Here is a 20,374-nt window from a genome sequence, read left to right as displayed (position 1 = left end):
AACCCTCTTCGGCCGAGCCGGCCTGAGATAGCCAGCCAGCGTGAATTTCTTTTTCCGCGAGCCAGCCAGTCATCAAGAAAACATCGCTAAAGACTGGAAATCGTCAGGATGATTACGTTCCTGCGCGAAGGCCTTCGCGCGTCCACTTCACGATTCGCCCTCCTTGTTCTGGCACCGCTGGCCGGGATGGCTCCGGCCTCGGCGGCCCGGGCACAGAGCGCCCCCGCGGCGGATGGCAATGCCCTTGTGCTCGACACCATCACCGTGACCTCCGGCAAGACCGAGGACAGGGTGATCAACGACCTCGCCGGATCGAGCGTCGTCACGCGGGGGCAGATCGACCTTTTCCAGTCCTCGCGCATTTCCGACGCCCTTCAGGGTGTGCCGGGGGTGACGGTTCAGGAAACGGGAACGGACCCCGGGCAGGCCATCAATATCCGCGGCCTTCAGGATTTCGGGCGCGTGAACGTGCTGGTGGACGGTGCGCGGCAGGATTATCAGGTGAGCGGTCACGGCGCGAACGGCACCTTCTACATCGACCCCGAACTCATTGGGCAGGTAGACGTGACGCGCGGGCCGGTCTCTACGGTCTATGGCTCGGGCGCCATCGGCGGCGTCGTCTCCTTCCGCACCCGGACCATCGACGACATCCTCAACCCGGACGAGAAATACGGCGTCACGCAGAAGGTCGGCTTCGGCACGAACGGGGCCGGTTTCCTGACGAACAGCATGGTCGGTGCCCGCATCGGCACGGCGGCGGATGTCTTCGGGCAGTTCCTCTATCGTGACACCGGCAATTATCGCGACGGCAACGGCGACAAGGTCCGGGATTCCGACTCGGAGCTGACGTCCGGCCTGTTCAAATTCAATCTCTATCCGGCGGATGGCCACACGGTGAGCGGTTCCGCGCTGCTGCAGAACTACGATTTCAGGAACAACGGCGACACCGGGTCCGGCACGCGGTTCAAGAACGACGTCACCTCCAATACCTATACGCTCGGTTACCGCTTCAGCCGGCCCGACATCCAGTGGTTCGATCTGAGCGTCAAGGGATATTACACCACGACGGAGGACAGGAAGCGGGTCATCACGCCGACCACGACCTATGACGCGCTCGGGGTGACGCCGGGCGCACGCCTGAACTACAGCATGGAGACGGCCGGGTTCGACATCAACAACACCTCCCGGTTCGAAACCTTCGGATTCAACCACACCCTGACCGTCGGCATCGACGGTGCGCAGGACGAGGGCCGCACCAACGACAACGCCGGCGGCTACGGGTCGGCCTTCACCCCGTCCGGCACGCGCACGCTGTTCGGCGGTTTCGTTCAGGACGAAGTGCGGTTCACGCCCTGGCTGCGCACCATCGGAGCCCTTCGCTTCGACAGCTATGAACTGGATGGCGGCGGCGTCGGGACGGATGGATCGCGCATCTCGCCGAAGTTCACCATGGGCATCGAACCGCTCAAGGGGATCGAGTTCTACGGCACCTATGCGGAAGGCTATCGTGCTCCGTCGATCACGGAAACGCTGATCCAGGGTTCGCACCCGTTCCCGATCTTCAATATCCTGCCGAACCCGTCCCTGCGGCCGGAAGTGGCGCATAACATCGAGGGCGGCGTCAACGTCCAATACGACAACATCTTCAGGGACGGCGACAGGTTTCGCGCCAAGGTCTCGGCCTTCCACAACGAGATCGACGACTACATCGACAGCGTTGCGGTCGGGCCCGTCTACAACGTGCCCGTGGTCCCGGGCATGCCGTTTCGCGTCTGCGCCTTCGTGCCGAGACTGTGCCAGATCGGAATCCAGGACCAGCAGTACCAGAACATCGCCAAGGCGCGCCTGCAGGGAGCGGAACTCGAAGCCGCCTACGATTGGGGCGGAGGATTCGTCACTATTGCCGGCACCATCGTCGACGGCAGGAACAAGGCGAGCGACGACCCTCTCAACTCGGTCGCGCCGAACCGGATCAGCACCACGATCGGCCTCCGTTTCTTCGACGAGAAGCTTACGGTCGGAACGCGCCTGACCTTCGTCGACGACACCAAATGGAACGTGGCGAATCCGGAGAAGGGCTACGGTCTCGTCGATCTGTTCGCCTCCTACCGCTACAGCGAGAACGTCAGCGGCGATCTAAGCATCCAGAACGTCTTCGACCGGCAATACACCCAGTACCAGAACAGCAATGCGAGCCCCGGCCTCACGGCGAAGTTCGGCCTCACGGTCAAATTCGCCAGCCGGTAGGCCGCATCCGCAACGGCAGCAACGAGGGCTTACCATGTCCATCAAGGCGCACGGGTCCAAGGACCGGACCGGCACGGCGGGAAGCGGCCACGCCGCCAGCCGCCGCGCCCGCGCGGTGGCACATCTCCTCCGCTTCAGGCGTTATCCCCGGGGTCGCCCGCATCAGGCACGTGCGCGGGCGGGTCTTGGTGACCTCTTCTCTCGATGCCGCCGGACGGATGCCCGCCGCCACGGTGCGGCGCGCATCGCCGTTTCCGCCCATCGCCTACGACACGAACCAGCAACGGAGATCATCATGTTCATCGCCATGAACCGCTTCAAGGTCATCAAGGAATCCGCCCAGGATTTCGAGCAACTCTGGCTCTCCCGCGAGAGTCATCTCCATGAACTCGAAGGTTTCGTGGAATTTCACATGCTGCGCGGGCCTGAGCGGGACGATCACGTGCTCTATTCGTCGCACACGCTCTGGGCGTCGAAAGCGCATTTCGAGGCCTGGACACGCTCGGACCAGTTCCGCGCGTCGCATACCCGCGCCGCCACGGGCACCAACAAGCCCCTGACGCTCGGGCATCCGGAATTCGAGGGCTTCGAGGTCATCCAGACCATCGCTCCCGCCCTCAAGGCGGCGGAGTGAGATCCATGTCGGATCCCTTGGAGAACCTCATCCAGAAGGATCTTGCCGCGAAGCCGGACGGCGTCCTTGAAGCGGTCGCGGAGACACGCGGCGTGTCCCTCCAGGCCGTGCTGGACTGTCTTCCACCCGGGGCGGCGAGCCGGGTCGCAGGCACCCTGTTCGAAGAGATCTGGAGCGACCTCACGGGCTGGGGCGAGATCACCTTCGTCGTGCATACGAGCGACGGCGTCTTCGAATGCAAGGGTCGCGTGCCGCCGGGGACGCCCGGGCGCGGATATTTCAACATCCACGGCGACACTCCGATCGGCGGACATTTGCGTGCGGAGCGCTGCCGGTTCATCTATTTCGTGGACCGGCCGTTCTTCGGCAAACGCTCCTGCTCGGTGCAGTTCATCAACGAGGACGGAGGAGCCATGTTCAAGATTTTCGTCGGCCGCAACGAGGACCGCAGCTTGAGAGCGGACCAGCTTGTGAAATTCGAGGCGCTCCGCCACAAGCATGGTGGAGCGGCCTGAGGACGATTCCCATAGAAGGGACGAGAGGACAATGGCGAAAGATCCGATCCTGCCCGTCGACGACGAGGCCCGGCTTCTGGCGAAAAAGTTGATGCGTACGGCCCGTTCCGGTGCCCTCGCCACTCACGACCATGAAGCCGGCCTGCCCTTCGCGAGCCTCGTGCAGGTCGGGACGGATCTCGATGGCTCGCCCCTGATCCTGACATCGGAACTCTCCGCCCATACGAAGCTGCTCGCCGCCGACCCACGCTGTTCCCTTCTCCTGTCCGCGAGTGGCAAGGGCGACCCGCTGGCCCATCCGCGCCTGACGCTGCTGGCGGAGGGCGAGCGGCTGGAGCGTGACGCCGCCCTGACGCAACAGATCCGCCGCCGCTACCTGCTGCAGCATCCGAAGGCTGCGCTCTATGTGGATTTTCCCGATTTCTCGTTCTGGCGCCTGAACGTGATGTCAGCCAGCCTGAACGGCGGCTTCGGCCGGGCCTATCGTTTGACGCGAACGGATCTTCTCGCCGACCTCTCGGCCTTTGCGGATTTTTACGACCGCGAGGCCGATGCGATTGCTCATATGAACGGGGATCACCGCGATGCGGTCGCCCTCTATGCGACACGGCTCTGCGGTGCGCAGGACGGCGCCTGGCGCCTGATCGGCATCGATCCGGAAGGCCTTCAACTCGCTCTCGGCGACGAGATTCTGCGGTTGCCCTTCCCGACTGTCCTGACGGGTCCCGAGGACCTGCGCCCGATGCTGATGAGCCTGGCGCAGAAGGCGCGCCAGGCATGAAGGGTCTTCAATTGATGAACGTTCACGCCGCCATCAATAGGGGTCGTAATAGTAATCTTCCCGATAGTAGCGCCGTGGCGGCGCCTCATAGACGGGTGCGCGATAGCGGTATGACGGCTGCGTGGCCGCGCTCAGCGCGCCACCGATGATCGCGCCCGTCACGCCCGCGGCGATGGCCGCGCCGTTGGAGCTGCGATAATGGCGTGGGGCGGCGTAGTATCCGCGATAAGCCTTGTGATGCTTGTAGTGACCATAGGCGTGGCCGCGGCCCGGACGGGCATCGGCGGAACCGGCCCATGCCGACGCGGCAAGAACCACGGTACTCACGGCGACAATAAGCTTCTTCATGCTTTTGCTCCCGAAGATCTCTCGTTAGGTTAAAGGCCGGGGCGCGAAACTGTTCCCATTTTTCGGACATGACGGCTGCGGGCAGGGCATGTCCGCAGCCGCCTCATCGCGCTGATGACGCTTCACGCGAAAGCGGCCAAACTCAGCCTTCCCGCTCGATCACGGTGACGATCTTGCGGGTGCTCGGCTCGACGATGACGATCTTGTCGCGCACGACCACGTAGCGGCATTCGGGAAGGCCGTTGAGAATGCGCACCACGTCGCTCGGACAGGTGTGCAGGGTCGTTACCGTTGTCGGAATCACCGAGCCGACGCTGATGCTGAAGTTCACATTGTTGAGAGGTTCCACGTGCACCGAGCGGAACGCATGACCGATTTCGGTCCGCTGCTGCGTGGAGACGGAGACGCTGCCCGTGGTGCTGCCGGTGGTGTTCGGCGCGCTTTTCATCTGCGTCGAGGTTGTGGAGCCCGAGGTCCCCATGGTGCCGCTCGCCGCGCCGGACGAGGCCTTGCCGGAAGTTCCCGTGGTGCCGGTGGTCGCCCCGGCCTCCGGAGCGACGGCTGCGCCGCCCGAGCCGCTCGAGGGCTTCATGGCCGGGGCGGAGGTGCCGCCTGTGGCGCTGCCGGAAACGCCGCCGGAAGTCGAGCCGGAGGTCGAGCCCGAAACGCCGCCCGACGTCGTGCCCGAGGTTCCCCCGGTCTGGGCGAAGGCCGGGACGCTCAAGGCCAGCACTGCCGCGGCGACTGTGGACAGGAATGTGACACGCATGACAATTCTCCCTGATGAGATCGAGAACGGAATGTCAGGGCGGTCAACGTGGTCCCGGACAGGCCGTTCCCAATCCCGGTGCGGCCCATGCGCACGTTCTTTCCTAACGGCGCGCGCACAGATGACCGGAGCGCCTCGGCTGTTGCGCGTTGCTGAGGCGACGGGAAAAGGTTAGAGCGTCCGGTCTGGCATTGCTGATTTTGGATACCCCATGACAACGCGCTTCCACCGTGGCGATCTGCCCGCCGACTACCGGCCCGGCCCGGCGATCGCGATCGATACCGAGACGCTCGGCCTCAACCCCCACCGGGACCGGCTCTGCGTCGTGCAGATCTCGACCGGAGACGGCACCGCGGACGTGGTGCAGATCCTGAAGGACGGTCCGGTCCCGGAGAACCTGATCCGCGTCCTCGGCGACGAGAGCGTCCTCAAGATCTTCCATTACGGCCGCTTCGACCTCGCGGTTCTGTTCCACACCTTCGGGGTCATGCCGCGCCCGGTCTATTGTACCAAGATCGCGTCCCGGCTCGTGCGCACCTATACGGACCGCCATGGCCTCAAGGATCTCGCGCGCGAACTGATCGGGGTCGAGCTGTCCAAACAGCAGCAATCCTCGGACTGGGGCGCCGAGACGCTGACCCCGGCCCAGCTCGATTACGCCGCCTCGGATGTGCTATACCTTCACGCCTTGAAGGCGAAGCTCGACGGCATGCTGGAGCGCGAGAACCGCCTCGGCATCGCCCATCAATGCTTCTCGTTCCTGCCGACCCGGGCCCAGCTCGATCTGCTCGGCTGGCAGGAGACGGACATTTTTGCCCATAGTTGACGGGCCCTTAAACTTTTCTGAGGATATAACCTGATGTCCGTCATAACTTCGCCACGGCGCTCGGCCAAGGCGCGCCATCACGGTTTCTGACGGGAAGGGGCGTTCAAGCGTGGCGGGATCGAAGGGAATCACGATGGGAACCGGTTCGGCCGCGCGGTCGGGCTCGCGCCTGCGCGACTTTTCCCGCGCCCGACGCCATTCCCGGTGGGTCCGGTTCGCCAAGATCGCGATCCCTCTCGGTTCGGTGATCGCCCTGGGCGTCGTCATCCTCCTCGCCTACTTCAACCCGTTCCGGAACATCGAGGGCCTGTCCGTGGGGGCGATCGGCGTCAGCGGGACCCAGGTGACCATGGAAAGTCCGAAGCTGACCGGGTTCCGCAACGGGTCCCAGCCCTACGAGGTGACCGCGAGCCAGGCGACCCAGGACGTCCGCAAGCCCAATTTCGTCGAGCTCAAGGATCTGCGCGCCCGCGTCGTCACCGACGACAAGGGCAGCGCCGCCCGGCTCCGGGCCTCCTCCGGCGTTCTCGATACCCAGAAGGAGCAGATGAACCTGCGCGATGACGTCCAGGTCCACACCGACGCGGGCCAGCAGGTCAATCTCCGCTCCGCTTTCGTGGATTTCAAGGCCGGGCGGGTGCTCTCCGAGGAGCCCGTCACCGTGACCCTCAGCAACGGGCTGATCGAGGCGACGGGCCTCGAGGTCACGGAGAACGGCAAGGTGATGCATTTCAAGGGCCGCGTGCGCACCACGTTTGCCAACGCCGAGTCCGATTCCTCCTCTCCTCCTGCCGCAGGCGAGCCCGCGCCGCCGGCGCAACCGACAAGTCTCCGTCCATGATGATGATCCAGCACGCGGCGCTCCTGAGCGCGCTCGTCTTCGCGGTCCCCGCAGGAATCCAGGCTGCCTCCGCGCAGACCCCCGCGCCGGCGGGCAAGGAGCGCGCGGCCGGCTTCGGCAATTTCGGCGCCAGCAAGGAGCCGATCAAGATCGATGCCGACCAGCTCGACGTCTACGACAAGGAAGGCCGGGCGGTCTTCACCGGCAACGTGGTCGCCGTCCAGGGTGACAGCACCATGAACTGCACTCTGATGACCGTTCTGTACGAGCAGAAGCGGGACGGCCAGAACAGCGGGCCGAGCGCCCCCGGCGCCGACGACAGCGCCATCAAGAAGATCGACTGCAAGGGTCCCGTCACCATCGTGTCCAAGACGCAGGTGGCGACGGGCGACAACGCTTCCTTCGACCGGGTGGCGAACAAGATCTACCTGATCGGCAATGCCGCCCTGAGCGACGGGCCGAACGTGACCCGCGGCGAGCGGGTGGTCTATGACCTCAACACCGGCATCGCCAATGTGGAGACGAAGCCGGGCGGACGCGTGAGGGCCCTCTTCGTTCCGGGCAGTGGCAGCAGCGAAGCGAAGCCGGGCGCGGCTCCCGCTCCCGCCAAGCCCAAGCCGCAGAAGCCGGCGGCGAACTGACGTCGTGCCTCGCGTCATTCCTGTTCCCTGGTAGTCGGTCCGTTCCCTTGAAATCGCTTTTCAACCGCCCTCCCGCCGCCTCCGGCAAGATGCCGTTCCCGGCTGCGCCATCCGACCGGGATGTTCCCAGCTTCGATCCGCGCGAAGGGGTCGCCAGCTTCGGCGGGCCCGGCACGCTTGCCGTCAAGGGCCTGCAGAAGAGCTATCGCGGCCGCACCGTGGTGCACGATGCCGCCCTCAACGTGCGCGCCGGCGAGGCTGTCGGCCTTCTCGGCCCCAACGGTGCCGGCAAGACCACGATCTTCTACATGATCACCGGCCTCGTCTCTGCGGATCGCGGCCTCATCAGCCTCGACGGGCACGATGTGACCAACCTGCCCATGTATCGTCGCGCCCGGCTGGGCATCGGCTATCTTCCGCAGGAGGCGTCGATCTTCCGGGGCCTCAACGTGGAGGACAACATCCGCGCCGTGCTCGAGATCGTCGAGCCGAGCCGCAAGGAGCGCGAGCGCAAGCTCGACGCCCTCCTGGACGAGTTCAACATCACGCGGCTGCGCAAGGCCCCTTCCATCGCCCTGTCGGGCGGCGAGCGGCGGCGCTGCGAGATTGCCCGGGCGCTGGCCGGAGAGCCGACCTTCATGCTCCTCGACGAGCCTTTCGCAGGCATCGACCCGATCGCGGTGGGCGACATCCAGAATCTCGTGCGCCACCTGACCCGCCGCGGCATCGGCGTGCTGATCACGGACCACAATGTCCGCGAGACGCTCGGGCTGATCGACCGGGCCTACATCATTCACTCGGGGCGCGTGCTGACGGAGGGCCATCCCGACGCCATCGTCGCCAACGAGGATGTCCGGCGCCTCTATCTCGGCGAGGATTTCCGCCTCTGATCCGGACCGTCCCGGCTTTGACGATGCCGGGGCCGCGCGGTAAACCTTGTGCAGCCATGGAGAACATGGCGAGGGTTTCCGGAATGGCGTCATGACCTCGTCGCAACGGCTGGAACTGCGTCAGGGTCAATCCCTGACCCTGACCCCGCAGCTGCTGCAATCGATCAAACTCCTGCAACTCTCCCATCTCGAGCTCTGTGCCTTCGTGGAGGCGGAGCTCGAGCGCAACCCGCTGCTCCAGCAGGCCGAGGCCGGTTCCGAGGTCTCCGGGCTTCCCCAGATGTCCGCCGGACGGGACGGACCCGCAGCCGACGCGGCCATCGGTCGTCTTTTTCCCCGCCTTCCCCCCCGCCGCCGCGAGGCGGCGATGGCCAGGGGCGCCAGCCTCTCCGGCGGCTCGGTCTCCAGCGAAGCGGCCCCGGACCTCGACTCGGGCCTGGCGCAGTCGGTGAGCCTTGCCGGGCATCTCGAATCCCAGCTCGACCTCGCCACTGCGGACCCGGTCCTGCGCGCCATCGGGCACGATCTCGTCCACAGCCTCGACGAGGCCGGCTATCTCAGGGAAGCCGTGAGCGACGTCGCCGTGCGCCTCGGCCGGACCGAGGCGGAGGTGGAGGCCGCACTTGCCGTGGTCCAGGATCTCGACCCGGCCGGCATCGGCGCCCGCAGCCTGTCGGAATGCCTTGCGCTGCAGCTGCGCGAGCGGGGCCGGCTCGACAGGCCCATGGAGATCCTGCTCTCACGCCTGGATCTGCTGGCGAAGCGCGATTTCCCCGCACTGCAGCGCCTGTGCAGCCTTGGAACGGACGAGCTCGCGGAGCGGCTGGCGGAGATCCGCCGCCTCGATCCCAAGCCTGGCCTGGCCTTCTCCTCCGCCACCGTCGATCTTCTCCTTCCCGACGTGCTGGTCCGCCAGGATCCCGCTGGCGGGTTCATGGTCGAGCTCAACCCCGAGACCCTGCCCCGTCTCCTCCTCGACAAGTCCTATCACGCCCGGGTCCTGCCCGCGGCCCGCAGCGAGGAGGACCGGGCATTTCTCTCCGATTGCCTGCAGAGCGCCCACTGGCTGACCCGCAGCCTCGATCAGCGCGCCCATACGATCCTCAAGGTCGCTACCGCCATCGTACGGCATCAGGAGGCCTTTTTCCGGCATGGGGTATCCCACCTGAGGCCCCTGACCCTGCGCGAGATCGCCGAGGAGATCGGCCTGCACGAATCGACCATTTCCCGCGTCACCGCCAACAAGGCCTTCGGAACGGCCCGCGGAACCTTCCCGATGCGGTTCCTCTTCGGCAGCACCCTCTCCGGCGACACGGGGACGGAGCATTCCGCCCGATCCGTGCAGCACCGCATCCGTCAGATCGTCGCGGCCGAGGAGCCCGGCCGGGTGCTGTCGGACGATGCAATTGCCCAAAAATTGAAGGCCGACGGCATCCATATTGCTCGGCGCACGGTGGCCAAGTACCGCGAGGCGATGCGTATTCCCTCGTCCGCGCAGCGCCGGACCATGGCGAAGCACCGGCGCGCGTCCTGATGGGCGGTCAAGTCTTGTATTGGCCGCAGGAAGCGTCATCATCACACTCGTGTCGCCCATCGGAAGCGGCTTTCCGTCAACAACGAAAGAGGGATGGAACACATGGCTTTGAGGGTATCCGGCAAGAATCTCGATATCGGGGAAGCCCTGCGCACCCAGGTCGAGGCGCGGATGGCGACGGCGATGACCAAATATTTCGAGGGAGGCTACAAGGGCCACGTGACGGTGACCCGTGACGGCGGCGGATTCAGGACGGATTGCGTCGTTCACCTTCCGACCGGCATGACCCTGGAAGCCTCCGGCGCCGCCGGCGATGCCTATGCCAGCTTCGACCAGACCGCCGAGCGGATCGAAAAGCGCCTGCGCCGCTACAAGAAGCGGCTGAGGGAGCATGCGCCGGGCCGCAACGGGCGGGAGACAGCCCTGCAGGCGCCCTATGCCGTCTTTGAGACGCCCACAGACGAAGCCGTCCAGGAAGAGGGATACCACCCCGTGGTCATTGCCGAGACCACGAAGCCGCTGCATCGTTTCTCGGTCAGCGATGCCGTCATGCAGCTCGACCTGACCGGAGTTCCGGCACTTGTCTTCATCCACGCTAGCACCGGCCGCGTGAACGTCGTATACCGCCGCAGCGACGGGGCGATCGGCTGGATCGACCCGCCGCTCGGCCAGTCTTGAGTTCTCTCTCTTGGCCCGGAATTTGCTTAGAAGGGCGCGCGGCCGTGCCGGCTTCACAACGGATGTAGCTTGATCGATGCCTTTGCTGGACTTTCTTGATCCCCAGGCCGTCCTGCCCGCGCTGCGCGTCAGCGGCAAGAAGCAGGCCCTGCAGGAAATCTCCGCTCATGCGGCCAAGCTGGTCGGCCTGAGCGAGAACACCATTTACGAAGCGCTGCTGCAGCGCGAACGCCTCGGCTCCACAGGAATCGGCGAAGGGATCGCCATCCCCCATGGCAAGCTGCCCGGCCTCGGCCGGATCTTCGGCCTGGTGGCGAGGCTCGAGAAGCCGATCGATTTCGAGGCCCTCGACGGCCAGCAGGTGGATGTGCTGTTCCTGCTCCTGGCTCCGGAAGGCGCCGGCGCCGATCACCTGAAAGCCCTGGCCCGGGTCGCCCGGGTCCTGCGCGAGCCCGGCCTCGTCGAGCGTGTCCGGGCGACGCGCGACGCCAATGCCCTCTACGCCATCATGACCGAGCTGCCCCAGGCGGCCTGAGGCAAGAACCCCGGGCAAGACCGTGGCCGTCCTGCCCTGCCATCCCGGGGCGGCGGCGCACAGCCCGGAAAGGTGAGGCCCGGGAGGGCAGGTGATTCTTCCTCACGGCTTTGCCGCGATCTCCCACACCATCTGAATGTGCGAGGTGTAGCGCAGGGTCGCCGGAGGCACGATCGGGATCTCCTCCGCCGGGGCCGCGGCCTTCATCGTCTGGATGCGCATCCCGCCCTGCGGCGCCTCGTAGGGCTGCACCGAGCCGTCGCGGATTTCGAGCACGCGGCCGAGACCCACGCCGGCGGCCTGGGCATAAAGCTCGGCCTGGCGCCTGGCGTCGCGAACGGCGGCGCGGCGCGCCTCGTCGCCGCCTTCCTCCTGCTTGTCGAGACCGAACGAGACCGACTGGAACAGCATGTTGGAACTGGCGAGGATCTCGCCCGCCAGGCGCCCGACGCCCTCGAGGTCGCGCGTGGTGATCCGAAGGCGGTGATTCGCGGTGAATTTCGGCGCCTTGACGTCGCGGCCCGCGCTGTCGGTGCGCTGCGGCGTCTGGAACACCTGGAAGTTCTCGGTCCGAATGTCCTCCTTCTTGATCCCGAGGGCCTGGAGGCGCGCCAGCACCTCCTCCGAGGAGGCGCGGTTCGTCTCCACCACCTTGGCAATGATGTCGCCCTGGGTTTCCACCGCTACGAAGAGGCGGGCGAAATCGGGCTTCAGCTGCGCCTCGCCCGTGCCCATGACGCTGATCGTGGCCGGCGGCGGGGTGGTGGACGTATCCGCGAGAGCGGGCGTGGCGAGAAGCGCGGCGCAGACGGCGAGGGGGGCAAGGCGCATGGTTCAGAGGTCTCCCGAAACGGATGCTCCGCCGGAGAGGCGGAGCATGGGAGGCCAGATTGGCGGAGCGTTCCTGAGCGGCGGATTAACGACCGGTCTTCACCCGGGTCCAGAGACGGGTCACCGTGCGCTGGGAGCGCTCGTCATAGGCCGTGTTGGTGAACAGCCGCTTGAAGGTGGCATCGTCCGGATAGATGCCCGGATCGTTGAGGATCTCCGGCTTCACGAACTGCTTCGCGGCCAGGTTGCCGGAGGCATAGGATACGAAGTTGGTGTTCATGGCCGCGATCTCAGGCTTGAGCATGAAATTGATGAATTCATGCGCCTCAGCGACGTTCTTGGCATCGGCGGGAATGGCGAGGTTGTCGAACCACATCAGCGCGCCCTCGCGCGGGATGATGTAGGAAATTTCGACGCCGTTCTTGGCTTCCTCGGCGCGCTTCCTGGCCTGGATCACGTCGCCCGAATAGCCCACCGCGACGCAGATATCGCCGTTGGCAAGGGCATTGATGTACTCGGAGGAATGGAACTTCTGGACATTGCCGCGGACGCGGAACAGGGCGTCGCCCGCCTTTGTGAGATCCTCATTGCGCTTCGAGTCGGGGTTGAGCCCGAGATAGGCGAGAATCCCGGGGAAGAGGTCCTCCGGGCTGTCCAGCATGTAGATGCCGCAGGCCTTCAGCTTGGAGGCGATCTCCGGCTTCATCACCAGGTCCCAGGTGTTGAGCGGCATCTCGTTGCCGAGGATCTCGCGCACCTTCTTGGTGTTGATGCCAATGCCCGTCGTGCCCCACATGTAGTTGACGGCATATTGGTTGCCCGCATCGAAGACCGCGAGGCGCTGGGTGATGTCGGGCCATTGATTGGCGAGGTTCGGCAGCTTGGACTTGTCGAGCTTCTGGAAGATCTTGGCGCCGATCAGCCTCTGCAGGAACGGGCCGGACGGCACGACGATGTCGTAGCCGGATTTGCCCGCGAGGAGCTTGGTCTCGACGATCTCGTTGTTGTCGTAGGTATCATAGACGACCTTGATGCCGGTCGCCTTGGTGAATTCGTCCAGCGCCTTCGGATCGACGTAGTCGGACCAGTTGTAGACATTGACGACGCGCTCCTGAGCGGCGGCCGCCGTCGCAAGGCCGAAGCCGAGAACCAGCGAAACGAGAAGTCGGATCATCGAGGGCTGAACTCCTTGAAGGTGAGCCACGGGAAGGATTGCAAGCTAGGAGGTTCCGGCGACGGACACAACGCCGAAAAGAACAATGTTCCTCGGTCTTCAGGCGGCCTTCCGGGCCGCCTTCGCCAGACGCTCCAGGCCCGCATCCAGGGTCGAGTCCTTCTTGGCGAAGCAGAACCGCACCACGTTCCTCACAGCCCCTTCCGCATAGAATGCCGAGACCGGGATGGCGGCGACGCCGTGATCCATGACGAGGCGGCGGCAGAAGGCGACGTCGTCGGTCTCGCCCAGGGGGGCGATGTCGATGTTGAGGAAATAGGTTCCCTGGCTCGGGATGACCTCGAAACCGAGGGTCTTCAGGCCCGCCGCGAACCGGTCGCGGCTCCTGGCGAAATCCCGGCGCATGGTCTCGAAATAGCCGTCCTCCTTGCCCAGCCCGTAGGCGACGGCGGTCTGGAGGTTGGGCGGGGTGGTGAAGGTCAGGAACTGGTGCGACTTCGCCAGGACCTTGAGGATGTGCGGCGCGGCGCAGACGAAGCCCACCTTCCAGCCCGTCAGGCTGAAGATCTTTCCCGCCGAGCCGATCTTGACGGCCCGGTCGCGCATGCCCTCGAGCCCGAGCACGGGCTGGTGCCGGCGGCCGTCGAAGACCACGTGCTCCCAGACCTCATCGGAGATGGCGATGGCATCGTAGCGGCGGCAGAAATCGGCGAGCAGCGCCAGGTCCTCGGAGGAGAAGATCGTTGCCGTCGGGTTGAGCGGGTTGTTGAAAACGACGGCCTTGGTCCTGGGCGAGAAGGCCTTTGCCAGCGCCTCCTCTGTCAGGCGGAAATGGGGCGGCTGCAGGGTGACGAAGCGCGGGACGCCGCCGGCGAGCCGCACGAGCGGCAGATAGGCGTCGTACATGGGCTCGAACAGCACCACCTCGTCCCCCGGCTCGACAATGCCGAGGATCGCGCCGGCGAGCGCCTCGGTGGCGCCGGAGGTGACCATGACCTCCGTATTGGCGTCGAGATCCAGGCCCTGCCAGTGCTTGTAATGGGCGGCGATGGCGCTGCGCAGTTCCGGCAGGCCCATCATGGACGGATACTGGTTGTAGCCGTTGAGCACCGCGTCGGCGGCCATGCGGCGCACGTCTTCCGGCCCCGGGTCGTCCGGAAAGCCCTGGCCGAGATTGACGGCGCCCGTTTCCCGCGCGAGACCCGACATCACCTCGAAGATGGTCGTGGGACTGTTGGCGAAGATCGGGTTCATGCGGCGCTCTCGTTCGTTGGAATGCAGGGTCGATGCGTTCGTAGCACGGAGTCGGGCACAATCGAACCCGGCATTCATTGCGCTTCTTCGTCGTTCCGGGACGACAAGGAATGAACGGGTGACACCGGCCCCTGCTGTTGCTATCGCCAGCGGACCCTACCAGGCAGTCGCCATGCTTCCGTCCCGGATCCTCCTCGTCCTCATCCTTGCGATCCTCGTCGCGATTCTGGGCTGCGCCTCCCTCGCCATCGGTCCGGCACCGATCAACCCGGCCGTGGCGGTGAAGGCGCTCGTCTCGGACCAGGGCAGCGCCAGCATCGTCGTGCGGGAGATCCGCTTGCCGCGCACCGTCCTGAGCCTGCTCGTCGGCTGGATCTTCGGCCTCACCGGGGCCGGGCTCCAGGGCCTCCTGCGCAATCCGCTCGCCGATACGGCCGTGTTCGGCGCGCCCCAGGCCGCAGCCCTGGGGGCCGTGGTGGTGCTCTATTTCGGCCTCGCGGGCGCCCTGTCCTGGGCCCTGCCTTTCGCCGCCATCGCCGGGGCGCTCGTCTCCATCGCCCTCGTGGTGGCGGTGGCCGGCCGCAACGCGACCGTGGTGGTCCTGGTTCTGGCGGGGCTCGCGGTGGGAAGTCTCGCGGGCGCCGGGACCTCGCTTGCCATCAGCCTGTCGCCGAACCCCTTCGCCGTCACGGAAATCGTGTTCTGGCTCCTCGGCTCCTTCGAGGACCGGTCGATGGTTCACGTGGTCCTGGCCACGCCTTTCGTGCTGGTTGCGAGCCTCATGCTCCTCGCCGCCGCCCCGGGACTGCGTGCCCTGGCCCTGGGCGAGGAGACCGCGAAGAGCCTCGGCATCGATGTCGCCCGCCTGCGGCTTCTCATCGTCGGCGGGGCGGCCATCGGCACGGGAGCCTCGGTGGCGGTGGCAGGCTCCATCGGCTTCGTCGGCCTCGTCGCCCCGCACCTGGTCCGCCCCTTCGTCGGGTACGACCCCGCCCGGACCCTGGTGCCCGCGGGCCTTGCCGGCGCCGTCCTTCTCCTGGCGGCGGATTGCGCCGTGCGCCTCATCCCGTCCGGCGTCGAGGTCAAGATCGGGGTTTTGACCGCCATCCTCGGCGTGCCGTTCTTTCTCTGGGTCATTGCCCGCCGCAAGGCCGAGCTTGCGGAGACCCCGGCATGACCACCCTGGCCGCCCGGTCCCTTTCCGTCCGCCTCGGGCGCAACCAGGCGCTCGCGGGCATCGATCTCACGTTCTCGCCCGGACGGTTCACCGTCATCGTCGGGCCGAACGGGGCAGGAAAATCGACCCTCCTGCGGGCCCTTGCCGGCCTCGTGGAGCCCTCCGGGGGAAGCGTGACCCTTGCCGGCGCGCCCGTGGCGCGGATGCGCTCCGCCGAGCGGGCGCGGGCCGTCGCCTATTTGCCGCAGGGCGGCCATGTCGCATGGCCCCTGTCGGTCGAAAGCGTGGTCACCCTCGGGCGCCTGCCGCACGGCGAGGCACCGGATGCCCTGCCGCCCGAGGGCCGGGAGGCCGTGGCCGCTTCCATCGCGGCAGTCGGCCTCCAGGGATTCGAGCATCGCCCCGCCACGGAACTCTCCGGCGGCGAGCGCGCCCGCGTTCTCCTCGCTCGCGCCCTTGCGACCCGGGCGCCCGTGCTCCTGGTGGACGAGCCCATCGCCGCCCTCGACCCGCGTCACGAACTGGTCGTGCTCGAGGTGCTCAAGGCCCATGCGAAGGCCGGCGCCCTCGTGGTCGCGATCATGCACAACCTCACCCTGGCCGCCCGTTTCGCCGACGAGATCGTGCTTCTCGACCGGGGCCGCCTCCAGGCCCACGCCCCGCCAGCGGAGGTGCTGACGGAGGCGCTGCTGGCCCGGAGCTTCGGCATCGCAGCCCATATCGCCCACGAGGAGGGCGGCCTCGTGGTGGTCGCAGACCGGCCCCTTCCGCAGGCCTGAAATCCGTCCCGGCGGGCGGGCCCGCCCTCACATTGACAAAGCTCCGGCCTCGGCGGATACCGCCTTCCACAATGTGACGGGGGCCCATGACCAGCCAGGACTTCAAGAAAACCCTTATCGTCGTGCATGATCTCGCGATGACGGCTATCGCCGTCCTGGCGACGTTCTTCGTGCGCTTCGAAGGCTATCTTCTCGACGAGCGCCTGGTCCGTCTGCCCCTGTTCCTGCCGCCCTTCGTGGCCTTCGCCGGCGTGGTCTACTGGTTCTTCCAGCTCTACCGGTCCAAGTGGCGGTTCGCCTCCCTGCCCGACCTGTTCAATATCTTCCGGGCCTCGACCGTCCTGGCGCTGACGCTCCTCGTCATCGACTATGTGCTGGTCTCGCCGCAGTTCTTCGGGGCCTTCTTCTTCGGCAAGATCACCATCGCCCTCTACTGGCTGATCCAGATGTTCCTGCTGGGCGGCCCGCGCCTCGCGTTCCGCTATGTGAAATACGCCCGCTCCCGCAACACCATCGAGCGCGACGCCAACACGCCGACGCTGCTGCTCGGCCGCAGCAGCGATACCGAGGTGGTGCTGCGCGCCATCGAATCCGGCGCGGTCAAGAAGCTGCAGCCGAAAGGCGTCCTGTCGTACCGGTCCGACGAACTCGGCCAGTCGATCCGTGGCGTGCCTGTGCTCGGCACCTTCGCCGATCTCGACCGGGTGATCCAGGAGTTCCAGGAGCGCGGCGTTCCCATCCGCCGCCTCGTCGCGACACCGAGCGCGCTGGCGCCGGAAGCGCATCCCGACATGCTCATCGCCCGCGCCCGCCGCCTCGGCCTGCCCCTGGTGCGCGTGACGAGCCTGGGCGAAGGCATGCGCGATGCGGAGCTCGCCCCCCTCGAGATCGAAGACCTTCTCCTGCGGCCCACCGTGCAGATCGACCGCAACCGACTGGAGAATTTCATCCGCGGCAAGCGCGTCCTCGTGACCGGCGGCGGCGGCTCGATCGGGTCCGAGATCTGCACCCGGGTCGTGGCCTTCGGCGCGAGCCATCTCCTCATCGTCGAGAGCTCGGAACCATCCCTGCACGGCATCCTCGAGAATCCCACGATCCTGTCCAGCGACACGGATGTGGACGGCGTCCTGGCCGATGTGCGCGACCGCGAGCGCATCCGCGAGATCATGAGCGAGTTCCAGCCGGACGTCGTCTTCCATGCCGCCGCGCTCAAGCATGTGCCCTATCTCGAGAAGAACTGGACCGAGGGCATCAAGACCAACGTGTTCGGTTCGGTGAACGTGGCCGACGCGGCCGTGGAGGCGGGGACCCGCGCCATCGTCATCATCTCCACCGACAAGGCCATCGACCCGGTCTCGATGCTCGGCGTCACCAAGCGCTTCGCCGAGATGTACGGGCAGGCGCTCGACGCGGAGTTCATGGATCGCGACCGCGCCACGCGGCTGATCGCGGTCCGCTTCGGCAACGTGCTGGGCTCGGTGGGTTCCGTGGTGCCGAAGTTCAAGGCGCAGATCGCCCGCGGCGGTCCCGTCACCGTCACCCATCCGGACATGGTGCGCTATTTCATGACCACCCGCGAGGCGGCCGATCTCGTCCTCACGTCCGCCTCGCATGCGGATGCGGAGGGGCGAAGGCTGACGGACAGCGCCAATGCCGACGAGCGCACCTCGATCTACGTCCTGAAGATGGGCCAGCCGGTCCGCATCTACGAACTGGCGGAGCGCATGATCCGCCTCGCCGGCTTCGAGCCCGGAGAGGAGATCGAGATTTCCGTCACCGGCACGCGGCCCGGTGAGCGGCTCCATGAAATCCTCTTCGCCCGGGAGGAGCCCCGCGCCGAGATCGGCATCGACGGCGTCATGGCGGCCCGTCCGATCTTCGCCGACCGCGCCCGGCTCGCCCTGTGGCTCGAACGGCTGGCGAGGGCCGTCGAGACGGGAGACCGCGCGGCGGCCGAAGACGTCTTCGAGGAGGCGATTCCGGAATTCACCCGCCGGGCGAAGGCGCCGCCGCAGCCAGCTGCGCCAGCCCGTCTCGCGTCGCAATGACCGGCTCCCAGCCGAGCGCCTTCAGCGCCGCCGGGCTGGCAACCAGCGAGCCGGCAAGCCTCTCATAGGCCTCGCCGCGTCGGGCGAGGTGAGCCGCTGCCTTCAGGAGCGCGACCGGCACGGGCATCAGCCCCGGCCCGCGCCCCAGGCCGGATCGCAAGGCCGTCACGATCTCGGGCACCGTCACGGCCTCCGGATCGGCGACGATGAAAGGCCGCCTGAGGGGGGCCGGCGCCTTCAGGACCGCATCCACCGCGGCGGTCAGATTGTCCAGGGAGAGGAGCGAGCGCCGCGCCGTCAGGCCCCCCAGCGGCAGGGGCCAGGGCGACCGGGCAAGGGCGAGCAGGGACGCCATGTTGCCTTTCACGCCGGGCCCGTAGACGAGAACCGGACGCAGGGCCGCCCAGTCGAGCCCGAGCGCTGCGAGGCCCTGCTCGGCTTCGAGCTTGGAGCGGCCATAGGCATCGGTCGGCAGCGGGGGCATGTCCTCGGTCAGGATGCCTTCGGCGGTGGGGCCGCTCTGGGCGCGGATGGAGGAGAGGAAGACGAAGCGCTTCACGCCCGAGCGTTCGGCCGCCTGGGCTAGGCCGATCGTCGCCTGCGTATTGATCGCGCGGTAATCGTCCTCCGGCATGCCGGACATGGCATGGGCCAACCCCGCGGAATGAATCACCGCATCGACGCCCCGGAGGGCCGCCGCCATGTTGAAGGGCTGCGCGATGTCGCCGATGACCGCGCTCGTGGCGCCGGGCGACACTTCGGACGGGCGGCGCAGCAGCACGCGGACGTGGTAGCCGCGCCGCGGCAGCTCGGTGAGGAGGTGGCGCCCGATGAAGCCGGTGGCGCCGGTCAGGGCGATCAGGGGTGCGCTCATCGGACAGGCTCCGGACGCGGTCTTGCAAATCGGTTGAGCAGCCCTGCGACAAGGGCGATGCCCACGATGACGCCGGCAAGCTGTCCGAGCGTCGAGGGCCACAGCATCGTCATGGCCGCGAGGGCCGCGAGGGCGATGTTGAGCCCGAACACATGGGCGCTCACGGACAGCGCCGAGAAGCCGTTGTCGATGGCCTTCTGGTAGAAGTGGCTGCGATGGGCCTCCCAGACCTTTTCGCCCCGCGCGAGGCGCCGGAGCAGGGTGATGGTGGCGTCCATGAGATAGTACAGGGGCAGCAGCAGGGCTGCTGCGAGGGCGCCGGTTCCGGCGAGGTTCAGGAGGAGCCAACCGACCAGAAGGCCGATGGGAAGCGACCCGACATCGCCAAGGAAAAGGCGTGCCACGGGCTTGTTGAAGGGGGCGAAGCCGAGAAGGGCACCGCACAGGGCGGCCGCGACGAGGACGGTCGGCGCCGGCAGCCCTCCGGACATGCCGGCGAGTGCGATGAAGCCCGTGACAGGCACCATCTCGGCGACGGTGATCCAGTCGAGACCGTCCATGAAGTTGACGAGGTTCACGAACCAGACACCGCCGAGGACGAGAAAGGCGCGTTCGAGGCTCGGGGGAACAGCCTCGGGGAAAATCCTGAAATCGGCGGCGAGGACGACGGCGGCCACCGCGAGCACCTGCAGCAGAAGGCGCGGTGCCGGCGGCAGCGGACGGATATCGTCGATGGCTCCGACGAAACCGAGCACGACCGAAGCCCCGGTCACGAGCGCGAAGTCGCGGAGCGGCACATCGGTCCATACGAGAAGAGCGGCCGCGACGGAGACCGTCGCGGCGAGGATCGCGATCCCTCCTCCCTGCGGTGTCGGCACCTTGTGACTCGAGCGCGCATTCGGCCGCGCCAGGGCATAGCGCACGAGCAGGGGCTTGAGCGCGACGATGAGCAGGGCCGAAAGGAGCGCCGATGCGGCAAGAGCGAGAATGAGCGGCAT

The 20,374-nt window shown here is 66.6% G+C and carries 21 protein-coding genes; 14 read left to right on the top strand and 7 right to left on the bottom strand.

Features of this window, described 5'->3' with window-relative positions; all coding sequences use genetic code 11:
• The first annotated feature begins 108 nt into the window (after positions 1-108).
• From AC522E_RS19920 to AC522E_RS19905, 4 genes are all read left to right on the top strand, one after another.
• Entirely contained in the window at positions 109-2,247 is a 2,139-nt protein-coding gene (locus AC522E_RS19920) for a TonB-dependent hemoglobin/transferrin/lactoferrin family receptor (protein ID WP_500747961.1), read from the top strand.
• Positions 2,248-2,542: 295 nt separating this feature from the next.
• Positions 2,543-2,881: a heme-degrading protein HmuQ gene (gene hmuQ, locus AC522E_RS19915; RefSeq protein ID WP_500750777.1), complete on the top strand. Its 339-nt coding sequence runs from the start codon at positions 2,543-2,545 to the stop codon at positions 2,879-2,881.
• A 5-nt stretch (positions 2,882-2,886) separates the two neighbouring features.
• Complete coding sequence (gene hutX, locus AC522E_RS19910) at positions 2,887-3,396, top strand: heme utilization cystosolic carrier protein HutX (protein WP_500747960.1); 510 nt, start codon at positions 2,887-2,889, stop codon at positions 3,394-3,396.
• Between the two features lie 31 nt (positions 3,397-3,427).
• Complete coding sequence (locus tag AC522E_RS19905) at positions 3,428-4,177, top strand: HugZ family pyridoxamine 5'-phosphate oxidase (protein ID WP_500747959.1); 750 nt, start codon at positions 3,428-3,430, stop codon at positions 4,175-4,177.
• A gap of 33 nt (positions 4,178-4,210) precedes the next feature.
• On the opposite strand, the gene AC522E_RS19900 is transcribed toward AC522E_RS19905, so the two are convergent.
• Positions 4,211-4,525: a hypothetical protein gene (locus AC522E_RS19900; protein ID WP_500747958.1), complete on the bottom strand. Its 315-nt coding sequence runs from the start codon at positions 4,523-4,525 to the stop codon at positions 4,211-4,213.
• 142 nt (positions 4,526-4,667) lie between these two features.
• Positions 4,668-5,294 carry a DUF1236 domain-containing protein gene (locus tag AC522E_RS19895; RefSeq protein WP_500747957.1) on the bottom strand — a complete coding sequence of 209 codons (627 nt, stop codon included), beginning with the start codon at positions 5,292-5,294 and terminating at the stop codon, positions 4,668-4,670.
• A 211-nt stretch (positions 5,295-5,505) separates the two neighbouring features.
• Between AC522E_RS19895 and AC522E_RS19890 the strand changes: the two genes are divergently transcribed.
• The 7 genes from AC522E_RS19890 to ptsN all read left to right on the top strand — a co-directional run bounded on the left by AC522E_RS19890 (position 5,506) and on the right by ptsN (position 11,239).
• A complete protein-coding gene (locus AC522E_RS19890; protein ID WP_500747956.1) occupies positions 5,506-6,120 on the top strand; it encodes a ribonuclease D in 615 nt (204 codons plus the stop codon).
• A 133-nt stretch (positions 6,121-6,253) separates the two neighbouring features.
• On the top strand, positions 6,254-6,961 hold the full coding sequence (lptC, locus tag AC522E_RS19885) for an LPS export ABC transporter periplasmic protein LptC (RefSeq protein ID WP_500747955.1): 708 nt from the start codon (positions 6,254-6,256) through the stop codon (positions 6,959-6,961).
• Positions 6,958-7,602, top strand: a complete 645-nt coding sequence (locus AC522E_RS19880; protein WP_500747954.1) for an LptA/OstA family protein — start codon at positions 6,958-6,960, stop codon at positions 7,600-7,602. The genes lptC and AC522E_RS19880 overlap by 4 nt, the downstream gene beginning before the upstream one ends.
• An 89-nt stretch (positions 7,603-7,691) precedes the next feature.
• Positions 7,692-8,492: an LPS export ABC transporter ATP-binding protein gene (gene lptB / locus AC522E_RS19875; protein ID WP_500750776.1), complete on the top strand. Its 801-nt coding sequence runs from the start codon at positions 7,692-7,694 to the stop codon at positions 8,490-8,492.
• Between the two features lie 91 nt (positions 8,493-8,583).
• Entirely contained in the window at positions 8,584-10,026 is a 1,443-nt protein-coding gene (gene rpoN / locus AC522E_RS19870; RefSeq protein WP_500747953.1) for an RNA polymerase factor sigma-54, read from the top strand.
• A gap of 102 nt (positions 10,027-10,128) precedes the next feature.
• The gene (hpf, locus tag AC522E_RS19865) at positions 10,129-10,704 is read left to right on the top strand and encodes a ribosome hibernation-promoting factor, HPF/YfiA family (RefSeq protein WP_500747952.1); all 576 of its coding nucleotides are present in this window, start codon (positions 10,129-10,131) and stop codon (positions 10,702-10,704) included.
• 76 nt (positions 10,705-10,780) lie between these two features.
• Positions 10,781-11,239 carry a PTS IIA-like nitrogen regulatory protein PtsN gene (gene ptsN, locus AC522E_RS19860; protein WP_500747951.1) on the top strand — a complete coding sequence of 153 codons (459 nt, stop codon included), beginning with the start codon at positions 10,781-10,783 and terminating at the stop codon, positions 11,237-11,239.
• A 102-nt stretch (positions 11,240-11,341) separates the two neighbouring features.
• Here the strand turns inward: ptsN and AC522E_RS19855 are convergent, their stop codons facing one another.
• The 3 genes from AC522E_RS19855 to AC522E_RS19845 all read right to left on the bottom strand — a co-directional run bounded on the left by AC522E_RS19855 (position 11,342) and on the right by AC522E_RS19845 (position 14,498).
• Positions 11,342-12,070, bottom strand: coding sequence for an SIMPL domain-containing protein (locus tag AC522E_RS19855; protein WP_500747950.1), 729 nt, complete (start codon positions 12,068-12,070; stop codon positions 11,342-11,344).
• Between the two features lie 85 nt (positions 12,071-12,155).
• Positions 12,156-13,244, bottom strand: a complete 1,089-nt coding sequence (locus AC522E_RS19850) for a polyamine ABC transporter substrate-binding protein (RefSeq protein ID WP_500747949.1) — start codon at positions 13,242-13,244, stop codon at positions 12,156-12,158.
• Positions 13,245-13,343: 99 nt separating this feature from the next.
• Complete coding sequence (locus tag AC522E_RS19845; protein WP_500747948.1) at positions 13,344-14,498, bottom strand: aminotransferase; 1,155 nt, start codon at positions 14,496-14,498, stop codon at positions 13,344-13,346.
• Positions 14,499-14,670: 172 nt separating this feature from the next.
• On the opposite strand from AC522E_RS19845, the gene AC522E_RS19840 reads away from it, so the two are divergent.
• The 3 genes from AC522E_RS19840 (at position 14,671) to AC522E_RS19830 (ending at position 18,502) form a co-directional block, all read left to right on the top strand.
• Positions 14,671-15,675, top strand: coding sequence for a FecCD family ABC transporter permease (locus tag AC522E_RS19840; protein ID WP_500750775.1), 1,005 nt, complete (start codon positions 14,671-14,673; stop codon positions 15,673-15,675).
• A complete protein-coding gene (locus AC522E_RS19835; RefSeq protein WP_500747947.1) occupies positions 15,672-16,454 on the top strand; it encodes an ABC transporter ATP-binding protein in 783 nt (260 codons plus the stop codon). The genes AC522E_RS19840 and AC522E_RS19835 overlap by 4 nt, the downstream gene beginning before the upstream one ends.
• An 86-nt stretch (positions 16,455-16,540) precedes the next feature.
• Positions 16,541-18,502 carry an SDR family NAD(P)-dependent oxidoreductase gene (locus AC522E_RS19830; RefSeq protein WP_500747946.1) on the top strand — a complete coding sequence of 654 codons (1,962 nt, stop codon included), beginning with the start codon at positions 16,541-16,543 and terminating at the stop codon, positions 18,500-18,502.
• Here the strand turns inward: AC522E_RS19830 and AC522E_RS19825 are convergent.
• Both AC522E_RS19825 and AC522E_RS19820 read right to left on the bottom strand, forming a co-directional pair.
• Positions 18,441-19,376, bottom strand: a complete 936-nt coding sequence (locus AC522E_RS19825; RefSeq protein ID WP_500747945.1) for an NAD-dependent epimerase/dehydratase family protein — start codon at positions 19,374-19,376, stop codon at positions 18,441-18,443. The genes AC522E_RS19830 and AC522E_RS19825 overlap by 62 nt on opposite strands.
• Entirely contained in the window at positions 19,373-20,374 is a 1,002-nt protein-coding gene (locus AC522E_RS19820) for an MraY family glycosyltransferase (protein ID WP_500747944.1), read from the bottom strand. Before AC522E_RS19820 ends, AC522E_RS19825 begins: the two co-directional genes overlap by 4 nt.

The organism is Microvirga sp. BF8 (assembly GCF_059888585.1).
The sequence above is the reverse complement of the archived record's forward strand: the minus strand, read 5'-3'. Positions and strand labels throughout refer to the sequence as shown.

Coding starts and splice junctions, on each gene's coding strand:
- AC522E_RS19920 (WP_500747961.1), top strand. CDS start 109: ATGATTACGTTCCTGCGCGAAGGCCTTCGCGCGTCCACTTCACGATTC.
- hmuQ (WP_500750777.1), top strand. CDS start 2,543: ATGTTCATCGCCATGAACCGCTTCAAGGTCATCAAGGAATCCGCCCAG.
- hutX (WP_500747960.1), top strand. CDS start 2,887: ATGTCGGATCCCTTGGAGAACCTCATCCAGAAGGATCTTGCCGCGAAG.
- AC522E_RS19905 (WP_500747959.1), top strand. CDS start 3,428: ATGGCGAAAGATCCGATCCTGCCCGTCGACGACGAGGCCCGGCTTCTG.
- AC522E_RS19900 (WP_500747958.1), bottom strand. CDS start 4,525: ATGAAGAAGCTTATTGTCGCCGTGAGTACCGTGGTTCTTGCCGCGTCG.
- AC522E_RS19895 (WP_500747957.1), bottom strand. CDS start 5,294: ATGCGTGTCACATTCCTGTCCACAGTCGCCGCGGCAGTGCTGGCCTTG.
- AC522E_RS19890 (WP_500747956.1), top strand. CDS start 5,506: ATGACAACGCGCTTCCACCGTGGCGATCTGCCCGCCGACTACCGGCCC.
- lptC (WP_500747955.1), top strand. CDS start 6,254: ATGGGAACCGGTTCGGCCGCGCGGTCGGGCTCGCGCCTGCGCGACTTT.
- AC522E_RS19880 (WP_500747954.1), top strand. CDS start 6,958: ATGATGATGATCCAGCACGCGGCGCTCCTGAGCGCGCTCGTCTTCGCG.
- lptB (WP_500750776.1), top strand. CDS start 7,692: ATGCCGTTCCCGGCTGCGCCATCCGACCGGGATGTTCCCAGCTTCGAT.
- rpoN (WP_500747953.1), top strand. CDS start 8,584: ATGACCTCGTCGCAACGGCTGGAACTGCGTCAGGGTCAATCCCTGACC.
- hpf (WP_500747952.1), top strand. CDS start 10,129: ATGGCTTTGAGGGTATCCGGCAAGAATCTCGATATCGGGGAAGCCCTG.
- ptsN (WP_500747951.1), top strand. CDS start 10,781: ATGCCTTTGCTGGACTTTCTTGATCCCCAGGCCGTCCTGCCCGCGCTG.
- AC522E_RS19855 (WP_500747950.1), bottom strand. CDS start 12,070: ATGCGCCTTGCCCCCCTCGCCGTCTGCGCCGCGCTTCTCGCCACGCCC.
- AC522E_RS19850 (WP_500747949.1), bottom strand. CDS start 13,244: ATGATCCGACTTCTCGTTTCGCTGGTTCTCGGCTTCGGCCTTGCGACG.
- AC522E_RS19845 (WP_500747948.1), bottom strand. CDS start 14,498: ATGAACCCGATCTTCGCCAACAGTCCCACGACCATCTTCGAGGTGATG.
- AC522E_RS19840 (WP_500750775.1), top strand. CDS start 14,671: ATGCTTCCGTCCCGGATCCTCCTCGTCCTCATCCTTGCGATCCTCGTC.
- AC522E_RS19835 (WP_500747947.1), top strand. CDS start 15,672: ATGACCACCCTGGCCGCCCGGTCCCTTTCCGTCCGCCTCGGGCGCAAC.
- AC522E_RS19830 (WP_500747946.1), top strand. CDS start 16,541: ATGACCAGCCAGGACTTCAAGAAAACCCTTATCGTCGTGCATGATCTC.
- AC522E_RS19825 (WP_500747945.1), bottom strand. CDS start 19,376: ATGAGCGCACCCCTGATCGCCCTGACCGGCGCCACCGGCTTCATCGGG.
- AC522E_RS19820 (WP_500747944.1), bottom strand. CDS start 20,374: ATGCCGCTCATTCTCGCTCTTGCCGCATCGGCGCTCCTTTCGGCCCTG.